Source organism: uncultured Salinicola sp., assembly GCF_937921195.1.
In the GTDB taxonomy this organism is placed as follows: domain Bacteria; phylum Pseudomonadota; class Gammaproteobacteria; order Pseudomonadales; family Halomonadaceae; genus Salinicola.
On record NZ_CALFQK010000003.1, the window covers coordinates 1 to 10,244 of the forward strand.

At 66.3% G+C, this 10,244-nt stretch carries 10 protein-coding genes; 6 read left to right on the plus strand and 4 right to left on the minus strand.

Translation table 11 applies throughout. The features are described 5' to 3' along the window. Positions 1 to 570: methyl-accepting chemotaxis protein (locus Q0602_RS00250; RefSeq protein ID WP_298837202.1), on the plus strand; the 570-nt coding region annotated here is incomplete at its 5' end. A gap of 186 nt (positions 571 to 756) precedes the next feature. Continuing rightward, on the plus strand, positions 757 to 1,479 hold the full coding sequence (locus tag Q0602_RS00255; protein ID WP_298837225.1) for a 5'-nucleotidase, lipoprotein e(P4) family: 723 nt from the start codon (positions 757 to 759) through the stop codon (positions 1,477 to 1,479). Between the two features lie 70 nt (positions 1,480 to 1,549). On the opposite strand, the gene Q0602_RS00260 is transcribed toward Q0602_RS00255, so the two are convergent. Next, a complete protein-coding gene (locus Q0602_RS00260; protein WP_298837205.1) occupies positions 1,550 to 2,170 on the minus strand; it encodes an L-threonylcarbamoyladenylate synthase in 621 nt (206 codons plus the stop codon). A 113-nt stretch (positions 2,171 to 2,283) separates the two neighbouring features. Continuing rightward, a complete protein-coding gene (locus Q0602_RS00265; protein WP_298837208.1) occupies positions 2,284 to 3,207 on the minus strand; it encodes a PHP domain-containing protein in 924 nt (307 codons plus the stop codon). A gap of 110 nt (positions 3,208 to 3,317) precedes the next feature. Between Q0602_RS00265 and Q0602_RS00270 the strand changes: the two genes are divergently transcribed. The 3 genes from Q0602_RS00270 to mnmC all read left to right on the plus strand — a co-directional run bounded on the left by Q0602_RS00270 (position 3,318) and on the right by mnmC (position 6,395). Continuing rightward, positions 3,318 to 3,869 (plus strand): septation protein A, encoded by a 552-nt coding sequence (locus tag Q0602_RS00270; protein WP_295035298.1) that lies wholly within the window; start codon positions 3,318 to 3,320, stop codon positions 3,867 to 3,869. Then, complete coding sequence (locus Q0602_RS00275; RefSeq protein ID WP_298837211.1) at positions 3,869 to 4,168, plus strand: YciI family protein; 300 nt, start codon at positions 3,869 to 3,871, stop codon at positions 4,166 to 4,168. Before Q0602_RS00270 ends, Q0602_RS00275 begins: the two co-directional genes overlap by 1 nt. Before the next feature lie 205 nt (positions 4,169 to 4,373). After that, the gene (mnmC, locus tag Q0602_RS00280) at positions 4,374 to 6,395 is read left to right on the plus strand and encodes a bifunctional tRNA (5-methylaminomethyl-2-thiouridine)(34)-methyltransferase MnmD/FAD-dependent 5-carboxymethylaminomethyl-2-thiouridine(34) oxidoreductase MnmC (RefSeq protein ID WP_298837214.1); all 2,022 of its coding nucleotides are present in this window, start codon (positions 4,374 to 4,376) and stop codon (positions 6,393 to 6,395) included. A gap of 25 nt (positions 6,396 to 6,420) precedes the next feature. Here the strand turns inward: mnmC and Q0602_RS00285 are convergent, their stop codons facing one another. Both Q0602_RS00285 and Q0602_RS00290 read right to left on the minus strand, forming a co-directional pair. Then, entirely contained in the window at positions 6,421 to 7,152 is a 732-nt protein-coding gene (locus Q0602_RS00285) for a response regulator (RefSeq protein ID WP_298837217.1), read from the minus strand. 3 nt (positions 7,153 to 7,155) lie between these two features. Continuing rightward, entirely contained in the window at positions 7,156 to 8,757 is a 1,602-nt protein-coding gene (locus Q0602_RS00290) for an ATP-binding protein (RefSeq protein WP_298837219.1), read from the minus strand. 344 nt (positions 8,758 to 9,101) lie between these two features. On the opposite strand from Q0602_RS00290, the gene Q0602_RS00295 reads away from it, so the two are divergent. Further along, positions 9,102 to 10,244, plus strand: a 1,143-nt coding sequence (locus Q0602_RS00295) for a 2-hydroxycarboxylate transporter family protein (RefSeq protein ID WP_298837222.1), incomplete at its 3' end; no start/stop codon positions are given.

The following is a 10,244-nucleotide window of genomic DNA, read 5'->3' on the forward strand; positions in this document are numbered from 1 at the left end:
GCCTTCCAGACCAACCTGCTGGCGCTGAATGCCTCGGTCGAGGCGGCACGGGCCGGGGCGCAGGGCCGCGGATTCGCCGTGGTCGCCGCCGAGGTTCGCGGTCTGTCGGCGCGCTCCGCCGAAGCCGCCAAGACCATTCGGGCACAGATCGAGGGGACGCACCTCCAGGTGAGGAAAGGCGCCCAGGTGTTGACCCAGGCCAGGGAGACGATGGCCTCCGCCGTGCAGTCCGGCCATCAGCTCGGCCAGTTGCTGGAGGGCATCGCTCTCTCCTGCCAGCAGCAGCGCGACGGCATCCATCAGATCGACCAGGCCATCAGCGCCATCGACATCGCCACCCAGCGCAACGTCTCGCTGGCGGAACGCACGCTCAGGGCGACGCAGGATCTGGACGCCCGGGCGCAGCGCCAGCAGGAGCACTGCAACCAGTTCACGCTGGAGACGCCAGTGCCGGGACCCGACGCCGGGATGCAGGAGACCGCCGGGCCGGATAGCATGGCTCTGGCCGACGACCGGCCCCGCTCCAGCGTGAGAAGTCACCATGAGGAGCACAAGGCGCTGCCGGTTTGAGAGCGGCGGAGTCTCCCCCTGGGGCCGACTAGTGATGCCCTTGGGTGAGCGGAGCCGCTTTTCGGCCACCACCTGCCATGCATTCCGGCCACCGTGCCGATATCTCAGAAGGACGCTTCAATGAACAAGACCAGCGCCACGACCAGCCCCAAGCGCCGACTCTCGTGGGCGGTGACGACCGGCTTGATGCTGGGTATCGCCTCGACCTTCCAGGCCGCTGCCGCCGATGAAGCCTGTGCCCCCGAGGCCTACGCCATGGCCCTTCGCTATCAACAGCAGTCGGCCGAGATCGAGGCACTGCAGCGGCAGAGCTACGCCCTGGCCACGGCGAGACTGCAGCAGAAGATCGCCGCCCACCCCGAGGCGGACAACCTGGCGATCATGACCGACCTGGACGAGACCGTCATCGATAACTCGGCGCTACTCGTTCGCGACATGCAGGCCTGTCACGACTTCACCGGCTGGGATACCTGGAAGGTGTGGGAGCGCGAAGGCCACCCGCGGCTGATTCCCGGCGCACGCAGGTTCCTGAATTACGCCGATTCCCAAGGCGTGACGATCTTCTACGTCTCCGACCGCTACCAGGAGAACAAGGCGTCGACGCTCGCGACACTCCGCTCGCTGCATCTGCCCCAGGTCAACGACGCCCAGGTCCGGCTGCTGGGTCCCTCGAAGGGAGAGCGCCGCGCCGCCATCGAGCGCGATCACGAGCTGGTCCTGCAACTGGGTGACTCGCTGGCGGACTTCTCCAGCGATTTCCATCACGCCGACCTGAAGGACCAGCATCGGCTGGTGGCCGAGGACGACGCCCATTTCGGCGATGACTGGATCATGTTCCCCAACGCCAGCTACGGCAGTTGGAGCGATGCCGATCTCGAAGCGTGGGCGGCGCCGCTGAAGACTCGCTAGCGCGGGGGGCGGGACGCCACACGTCCCGCCCCGCCTCGATGGCGGCCCGACCGCCGGCGGCTGGATTCGCTCAGCGGAAGGGTTCCGGGTCGCCACGCCCTTCCCGTACGACCACGGGGGGAATCTCGCGCAGGTCGACCACCGTGGTCGGCTCCAACTGGCAGGCACCACCGTCGATGATCAGGTCCAGGTGGGCGCCGAGCCGCTCGCGAATCTCCTCCGGGTCGGTCATCGGCCAGGTCTCTCCCACCGGAATCAAGGTCACGCTCATCAGCGGTTCGCCCAGGGCATCGAGCAGCGCATGGGTGATCTTGTGATCCGGTACGCGCACGCCGATCGAACGGCGCTTGGGATGCAGCAGCAGCCTCGGTACTTCGCTGGTCGCGCTGAGGATGAACGTATAGGCGCCGGGGGTGTGCGACTTGAGCAGGCGGAAGACGCTGTTGTCGACCTTGGCATAGGTGCCGATCTCCGAGAGATCGGAGCAGACCAGCGTGAAGTTGTGACGATCGTCGAGCTGGCGTAACCACTTGATCTTCTCGATCGCCTTCTTCTCGCCCAAGCGACAGCCTAGGGCATAGCCGGAGTCGGTGGGATAGGCGACCACACCGCCCTGGCGCAGGATCTCGATGGCCTGGTCGATCAGACGCTTCTGCGGGTTCTGCGAATGAATCTGGAAGAATTGGGTCATCTCACGCTCTCCTGGAACCGCTATCGAAATCTGCCCAGCCTCCATGACCGCGGTCGATCACGGGGCGTCGTTGCTTTCGGGCCGTTACTGCTCACAGGGTAACAGACGTGGCGCTACTCGCCGCCGGCGAAGCGTCGCAGTGCCGGGTGGCACCAGACCGGCCTGACGTGGGAGCGCGGCGGCGGGCTGATCGTTCCCGGCGACAGCGGGCCACCCGGATAATGGAAGTCGCTGCCGACGGATCCGTAAAGCCCGTGGAAATCGAGCTGACGAGCCAGGTCGTGGGTCGTATCGGGATTCTGATAGCCGCTGACCAGTTCCGCCGCTTCGCCGCCGGCATCGATGAAGGCCGCGAACATCAGGTCCCGCTTGCGCCGGGTCATGCCGTAGCGCAACGGGTGCGCGACGACGGCGACGCCTCCGGCATCGCGAATCCAACCGACGACCGTGGCGAGCTCGGGCCAGTGCATCTTGACGTCGCCCCGTTTGCCGGCGCCCAGGTAACGCTTGAACGCCGTCTTGACGTCCGGGACCACGCCGGCCGCAACCAGCGCCGCGGCGAAATCCGGCCGCCCCAGTGGGCGCTCACTTCCCGCCTCCTGCCGCGCCCTGGCGAGACCATCGTCAAGGCCGACCTTCTCCAGGCGATGGGCGATCTCGCGGGATCGCCTGTCGCGCGCGTTGGCCAGTACCTCCAAGCCCGCGTCGAGAGCGGAGGACGTGCCCTGAGGCAGCAGCGCCACGATATGCAGACCGATCCCCCGCCACTGGCAGGAGAGTTCGGCCGCCGCCAACAGGGAAAGACCGTGATGCCGGCATCGCTCTGCCGCTTCCTCGACACCATCGATCGTGTCGTGGTCGGTCAGGGCGACATGGGTCAACCCGCGCGCATGGCACAGGTCCGCCAGCGAGGCGGGCGAAAGCTTGCCGTCGGAAGCCGTGGAGTGCAGGTGCAGGTCGATCCCTCGAATACCTTCCAGCGTATCGGACAGCACGGTCGAGCGGGCCTCGGGATCAGCGGTGGGAAAAACGCTCATGGGCATGACGCCAGCCAGCGTCTTTGTCAGAATAGGTCGACTATGGTGAGGGGCGCGGCGAATCGGGTCAATCGTCCACGCCGCCACCACCCGCCAGAGGCTCAGCCCGTATGAAACTGCTGTTCGACTTCCTGCCCATCGCGATCTTCTTCGCCGTCTATCATGTCAGCGGCGATATCATCACAGCCACGATGGTCCTCATTCCCGCCACCGTCGCGCAGTTAGGCATCGTCTGGTGGCGTCAGCGCCGCATCGAGAAGATGCTGCTGATCACCTCGATCATCGTGATCGCCTCGGCCACCGCGACCGTCGCGTTCCACAACCCGGCCTTCATCCAGTGGAAACCCACCGTCATCAATGCGCTGTTCGGGGTCGCCTTTCTGCTCTCGCCCCTGTTCGGGGGCCAGACGCTGGTCCAGCGGATGATGGGCAAGGCGGTATCGCTGCCGGCAGCCACCTGGCGGCGCCTCAACCTGGCGTGGGTGCTGTTCTTCTTCGCCATGGCCGCGCTCAACGTCTATGTCTTCAGCTACTACGACGAGGCAACCTGGGTCGACTTCAAGCTGTTCGGCATGCTGGGACTGACCCTGCTGTTCGTGGTCGGCCAGGCCCTGTTCCTGGCCCGCCACCTCTCGCAATCACAATCGGAGGAAGGCTCCTGATGCTCTACGCCATCATCAGTGAAGATATCGACGACAGTCTGGAAAAGCGTCTCGCGGTCCGCCCAGAGCACTTGAAACGTCTGGAAGTGCTGAAAGACGAAGGCCGGCTCGTGCTGGCCGGGCCCCACCCGGCCGTCGACAGCGAAGACCCGGGCAGTGCCGGTTTCAGCGGCAGCCTGATCGTGGCCGAGTTCGATTCGCTCGAGGCCGCCCGGCGCTGGGCGGATGCCGACCCGTACGTCGCCGCCGGCGTCTACGCCCAGGTTCGGGTCAAGCCGTTCAAACGGGTCCTGCCTTAACCCGACTTTCTCCGGCGACCCGGTTATCCACAGACCCTGGCGTGGCGGTTTTGCACACCTGCTGTGGATAACGCTGTTAAGATCCCGCGGACGTCTTTCTCCGTTCCCGACAAGCCGCCGCCTGGCGAAAAGTGTTCAATTTTCATACAACGCGCCATCGGCCTCTCCTCGAGGGGCCGTTCGATGATCCCCAAGCGTGGAAGCCATGAACGGCAAGCCAGTCCCTCCTCATCGCCAGGCCATACGACACGCCGAGCTCGACTGGCGGACCGACGACGGCGACGTCGAGGCGCCATTCTCGACCGCTTACGATGATGTCTATTTCTCGCGCCAGGATGGTCGCGAGGAGACGCGTTTCGTCTTTATCGACAACAACGACCTGCCGCAGCGGTTGGCGGCCTGGCGCGAGCCTCGTCCGTTCACGATCGGCGAGACGGGCTTCGGCACCGGGCTCAACATGGTGTGCGCCTGGGCCTGTTTCGACGCCAACGCCCCCGCCGAGGCAAGACTGCACCTGATCTCGACCGAAAAGCACCCGCTCACCCGCGATGCGCTGGCGCGCGCCTGGCGCAGCTGGCCGCCGCTGTCGCGTCAGGCCGCTGCCCTGCTCGACCAGTGGCCACCGGCGGTGGCGGGTGTCCATCGCCTGCGGCTGGATGACCGCGTCATCCTGGATCTGCACTTCGGCGACGCGGCCGAGTGCCTCGACCGCCTGGACGGACAGGTGGATGCCTGGTTCCTCGATGGCTTCGCGCCTTCGAAGAATCCCGACATGTGGCGGCCGGAACTGTTCACGGCCATGGCGAACGCCAGTCGGCCGGGGGCCACGTTCGCCACCTTCACCTGCGCCGGTTTCGTGCGCCGCGGCCTGAGCGCGGCGGGCTTTCGCTGGCGCAAGGTGCCGGGGTTCGGTCGCAAGCGCGAGATGCTGCGAGGCGAGCATGACCCCGACGCTTCGACCGCGGCACGGACATCTTCGGCCAGAGCGGCCACCCCCTGGTTCCAGCCGCCGCCGCCCAGGCCGGCGGACCATGTGGCGGTGATCGGCGCCGGCATCGCGGGTACCAGCGTGGCGGCGGCACTGGCGCGCCGGGGCAGCCGGGTGACCCTGATCGATCGCGGGAGCATCGCGGCGGGTGCGTCCGGCAATCCCCAGGCCGCGCTCTACGTCAAGATGGCCATCGAGCCCAACCTCCAGAGCCGGTTCTATCTCGCCGCGCTGCTCTACACCCAGCGCTGGCTGGCGCGTCTCGACCCCGAACGCCGCTGGTGGTCGGACTGCGGACTGCTGCAACTGGCCGGGAAAGCCGGCGACGTCGAGCGCCAGCAACGCTTCCTGGCCCATTACCAGTTGCCGCCGTCCGTCGTTGCCGCCAGCGATCCTTCGCTGGTGACGACCCTCGCCGGTGTGGAACTGCACCGGCATGCGCTGCACTACCCACTGGCGGGCTGGGTCGATCCCGTGGCGCTTTGCCGCCATCTCGCAGCGACACCCGGCATCGAGCTTCGCCAGGCCGGGCTCGGGTCACTGCGGGAAACGGACGCCGGCTGGCGGCTGGCGCTGGGGCGTGGGTCGCTTCACGTCGATCAGGTGGTGTTCGCCACCGGTCACGCCAGCCGCCACTGGCTCGACGGGCTGCCGATACAGCCGGTCCGGGGCCAGATCTCCACGCTGTCGCTGACACCGGATTGCGGATCCGGAACGGTTCCCTCGCTGGATCGCGTCCTCTGCGCCGAGGGTTATGTGATGCCGCCTCGCGATGGACGGCTGATCTTCGGCGCGACCTTCTCGCCCAACGACGATGACGATACCGTCCGAAGCTCGGATCATCGACGCAACCTCGAGGAACTGGCGCGCCTGTTGCCCACCATGGCCGAGTCGCTCGCGGGCCGCTCTCCCGAGGCTTGCAGCGGCCGTGCCAGCATCCGGGCCGCCAGTCCGGACAAGACGCCCTACGCCGGGCCGCTGCCCGAATTCGATCGCTGGCGCCAGGACTATGCCGTGCTGGGCAAGGACGCCAAGCGCTCGTTCGACCAGCCGGGCAGCCACTATCCGGGGCTATGGGTGAGCACGGCACACGGTTCCCGTGGCATGGTCAGCGCCCCGCTGTGCGCCGAACTGATCGCCTCCCGAATCCACGACGAACCGATGCCCCTGGAGCGCGAACTGGTCGATCACCTGCATCCCGGACGGCGGATCGTCGCCGACCTGATTCGAGGCCGCTGATCCGAGCTGGACTGCGGGCACAGGCTCAGGAAGCAGGAGCGCCGGTTTCCCCCAGCATGGCCAGCGTTTCGCCATCGAGGCAGCGATAGGTGAAGGAGGGGCGGCCGATCTGGCCGTAGTGGAAAGACTCCTCGAGCACGCCACGATCCACCAGGTGCTTGAGGTATTTCCGCACCGATACCCGCGACATACCGGTATTCTCGCTCAACGTCTCGGTGGTGAAAGGTGCCCCCGCCTGCTCGGCGGCGGCCCTGGCGACCTGGGACAGGGAGTTGGCGGTGAGGCCCTTGGGCAGATCGCCGGGGCGTGCCGGTGGCGCCACGGTCGCCTCCCGCCGAAACAGCGCATCGAGATCCCGCTGGTGTGCGCGTGCGGGCAACCGAGACAGGCGCTGATGCGTATCCAGGCAGCGGGTCAGGGCCTCCCTGAAGCGCTCGAACTCGAACGGCTTGACCAGGTAGTCGCTGACGCCCAGATGCTTGGCCTCCCTCACGGTTTCCATCTCCGAGGCTGCCGTGATCAACACGATCTGGATATCGCGGGCCTGGCGACGCAGGTCTCGCACGAGCGTGAGGCCATTGTGCTCGCGCAGATAGACATCGAGCAGCAGCAGATCCACCTCCTCCCGCGCCAGAATCTCTCTCGCCGCCGGCAGATCCTCGCACTGGGCGGCCAGGTCGATGCCTTCGATGCGGTTGAGAAACTCGACATTGAGCCGCATTACCATCGGATCGTCTTCCACGACCAGCACGCGCATGGATCAAGTCACCCCGTCGGTTACCTGCATTACGTCCATCGCATAGGGCACGGTCACCTCGACCAGCGTGCCGCGCCCCAGCGTCGAATAGAGTGCCAGCGTACCACCTAGCGATTCCACATGGGCCTTGACCATGGCCAGTCCATAGCCGTGCCCCGCCCCCTTGGAGGAGACGCCCTGCTCCACGGCAAGCTGCTGCTGGCTGTCACTCATCCCCTTGCCGTTGTCGGAGACATGCAAGGAGAGCGCCCCCGCGTCGACGCCCAGGATCAGGCTCACCTGGCGCGTCTCGCGACCGGCGACCGCCTCGAAGGCATTTTCCAGCAGATTGCCGATGATGGACACCAGCAGATGGACGGTCTCGCTTTCGTCGGGTGCAGGGATCTCGCTCTGCAGGTCGATATCGAGTTCGACCCGTCGCTCTCTCGCCTCGCTCCCCTTGGCCAGCAGAAAGCCCGCCAGCACCGGGTCGCGGACCCCGGCGACCCGCGCCGCGGCCGGCGCGATCAGGGTGTCGTCGAGCTCACGCAGGTAACGCTCCAGACGCCCCAGGTCGCGAAGCTGTACCAGTCCGAGGATGACGTGCAGCCGGTTCTTGAACTCGTGGGTGGACGCGCGCAGCGCCTGGGCGTACCGACTGACCCCGGTCAACTCCTCGGCCAGCCGGTTGACCTCGCTACGATCCCGCAACGTTACCACGCTGCCACCGGCGCCCCGCTCGCCGCGGATAGGTACCCGGTTGACGATCAAGGCGCGCCCGTTCAGCGTCAAGCGTCGATTGAGCGCGGGCGTGCCCCGGTCGAACAGCTCCCCGAGGGTGGACGCCGGTATTCCCGAGCCATCGCCGGCGCCCGCCGGGTCAAGCAACTCGACCGCAGCCGGGTTGACCATGGTGATCGCAGACTCGCCATCGATCGCCAGCACCCCCTCGTGCAGCGAAGCCAGCATGGCCTGACGCTGCTGGACCCACTGGGATATCTGGTGGGGCTCGAAGCCCAGCAGGATGCGCTTGATATATCGCGCCAGCCACCAGGCGCCCGAGGCGCCGACCAGCATCAGCAACACGATGCCCAGCAGCAGCACCTGACGCCGCTCGGCCAGCAGCAGCCCGACCCGGGTCAGGGTGACCCCGGTGGCGACCGCACCGATCACCCTCCCCTGCGCGTCGAGCACGGGCGAGAATCCCCGGATGCTGACGCCCAGCGTGCCTTCGGAGCGGGAGACATAGGATTGCCCCTTCAGCGCCGGCCCCTCGTCGCCGCCGCGGAAATGACGCCCGACCTCATCGGGGTCGGGGTGCGTCAGGCGCAGATGGTCCCGATCCATCACGGTGATGAAATCGACGCCCAGCCGATCGCGCAGCGTCTCGATCTGCTGGCGCAGTTCGGAGTCGGGGTCGCGAACGATAGGCGTGGCCATGAGTGCGGTCCGTACGTCCTCACGATCGGCCAGTACCGCCGCGAGCCCAATCACGCGCTCCCCCTGGGCCTCCTCCAGATTGGCACGAAGCTGGTAGTTGAACAGCAGCAGGGCGACGCCGAGCGTCAGCACGATCATGCTGGCGACCAGGACGAAGATCTGGGCACTCAGGCGCAGCCGCTTCACGCCTCGTCCCCGGCGCACAGGCGCGGCGTGGCGGCATCGCCAACGTGCCAGGCGCATCGGGCCAATCCGGACGTCATCCCTCACTCCTTGCGGCAGGCGCCGGCGGAAAGCGCTCCCGCCGGCCTATCGACCAAGGTCGAGCGCCGATTAGACCATGGTGGTATACCTTACGAACCCAGGGTGTGCAGCGCATCACCCCATACCTTTCAATAGTTTCTAAAGGCTTTAATAATTTCATAAAACTTGGTCGACACCTCGAGGCCTCTATCCTCGGCAGCGTACCGCTCATCGGGGCAAGAATACCGCTTACCGACCTTTGGGCGAAAATCCTTGGGGAGCCAACCATGACTTCAACCGTGACGCAAACCGCGCCGTCCGACTCCGCGCATCGAGACAGCTGGCTGTCGACGCCGATCTTCGGCATTCCCTTCCCGCTCTTTGCCATCGCGACCGGGGTCCTCGTCGTCTCCATGGCGACGGACACGATACCCACCGGCATGATCGGCGCCCTGCTGGTCATGATGATCCTGGGCGAACTGATGGGGTTCATCGGCGATCGCCTGCCGATCGTCAAGAGTTACCTGGGTGGCGGCGCCATCCTGGCCATCTTCGGCGCTGCGGCGCTGGTCTACGTCCAGTGGTTGCCGACAGGCGTCGTCGACAACGTGACCCAGTTCATGAAGGGCGGTGGCTTTCTCAACTTCTATATCGCCGCGCTGATCACCGGCAGCATCCTGGGCATGGACTCCCGCGTTCTGGTCAAGGTCGGCTCGCGCTACGCCCTGCCGCTGATCTGCGCCGTACTGTTCGCCGCACTGTTCGCGATCGCCGTCGGCTGGGTCATGGGCTTCTCGCCCCAGGACGCGGTCGTGGTCATCACCCTGCCGATCATGGGCGGCGGCATGGGCGCCGGCGCGGTGCCGATGAGCCAGATCTACGAGCAACTGCTTGGCCAGCCGGCCAGCTACTACATCTCGATCCTGGTGCCGGCACTGGCGCTGGGCAACGTCTTCGCCATCATCATCGCCGGCCTGCTCAACGGCCTGGCCAATCGCATGCCGAGCCTGACCGGCAACGGCCAGATGATGCCGGGCGTCGAGATCGAAGAGCGCGAAAGCAAGCCGGATCTCTCCAAACTGGGTATCGGCGTCATCGCCGCACTGACCTTCTTCGTCGCCGGCGAGATCCTGGGCGGCTTCATTCCGCTGCATCCGTACGCGCTGATGATCATTCTGGTCGCCGTGCTCAAGATCGCCAACCTGGTGCCGGAATCGATCAACGACGCCGCTGCGCAGTGGTTTCAGTTCGTCGCCAAGAACTGGACCTTCGCCCTGCTGTTCGGCATCGGCATCGCCTACACCGACCTGGGCCAGGTGATCGACGCGATCTCCATCACCTACGTGATGATCGTCTTTGCCGTCGTGGCGGGCGCGGCTTTCGGCGCGGGCCTGGTCGGCAAGCTGGTCGGCTTCTACCCCATCGAGTCC